Source organism: Cellulomonas sp. NPDC057328 (genome assembly GCF_042667215.1).
GTDB lineage: Bacteria > Actinomycetota > Actinomycetes > Actinomycetales > Cellulomonadaceae > Cellulomonas.
Map to the genome: position 1 here is coordinate 1 of NZ_JBHUZW010000221.1, position 1,132 is coordinate 1,132.

The 1,132-nt window shown below is 78.0% G+C and carries 1 protein-coding gene; it reads left to right on the forward strand.

The genetic code is table 11. The features are described 5' to 3' along the window. The coding region (locus ACFUMH_RS19095) for a glycosyltransferase family 2 protein (protein WP_378209222.1) at positions 1-1,004 on the forward strand (1,004 nt) is incomplete at its 5' end. Positions 1,005-1,132 lie beyond the last annotated feature (128 nt).

Here is a 1,132-nt window from a genome sequence, read left to right on the forward strand (position 1 = left end):
ACGCGCGGCGCGGCCGGACCGCCGGTACAGATGGGCGTGTGGAGCTCGACGTCACCGCCCAGCGCACGCCCGCCCCCGACCGCGGTCCGGATCGCGCCGCCTCGCCCGACGCCGACGACCGGGTCGCCGTCGTCGTCATCACGCACCAGCGCCGCCCCGAGGTGCTCGCCGCGCTCACCCGCCTGCGTGACCTGCCGGAACGCCCGCACGTCGTCGTGGTGGACAACGGCTCGACCGACGGGACCGCCGACGCCATCCGTGCCGAGCACCCGTGGGCGGAGCTCGTCGCGAGCCCCACGAACCTGGGGGCCGTCGGCAGGAACGTCGCGATCGAGCGCCTCGGCACGCCGTACGTCGCGTTCTGCGACGACGACACGTGGTGGGACCCCGGGTCGCTGCGCGAGGCGGCGGACGTCCTCGACGCGCACCCGGGGGTGGCCGTGCTGACCGCGCGCATCCTCGTCGAGCCCGGCGGGCGCGAGGACCCGATCGTCGCCGAGCTGCGCGACTCACCGGTCGCCGGCGTGCCCGGGCTGCCGGGCCCGGCGCTCGGCAGCTTCCTCGCCGGTGCGTCGGTCGTGCGTCGCGAGGCGTTCCTCGCCGCGGGCGGCTTCCACCCGCGGCTGTGGCTCGGCGGCGAGGAGGAGCTGCTGGCGGCCGACCTGGCGGCCGCGGGCTGGGAGCTCTGCTACCTGCCGACGCTCACCGTGCACCACCAGCCGTCCCGGGCCCGCGACCCGCACGTGCGCCGACGCGACGGGATCCGGAACACGCTGTGGTTCACGTGGTTGCGCCGGCCGCTGCCCGCGGCGCTGCGCCGCACCGGCCACGTGCTGCGCTCGCTGCCCCGGGACCGCGTGTCGGCGGCAGGCGTGCTGCGCGCCGTGCAGGGGCTGCCGTGGGTGCTGCGCGACCGGCGCCCGCTGCCCGCGCACGCGGAGGCGCGGTTCCGGGCGCTCGAGGAGTCGCAGCGGCGGTCCACCGCACGGCGCTACGTGAGCTGAGCCGGTGAGCCGGTGCGACGAGCCGGCGCGGTGCGGCGGGTGCAGTGCGGCAGGAGCGGTGCGGCAGGTGTGCTGCGGCAGGAGCGGTGGGACAGGCGCGGCCCGGTACCGCCGGGGCGGTACCGGGC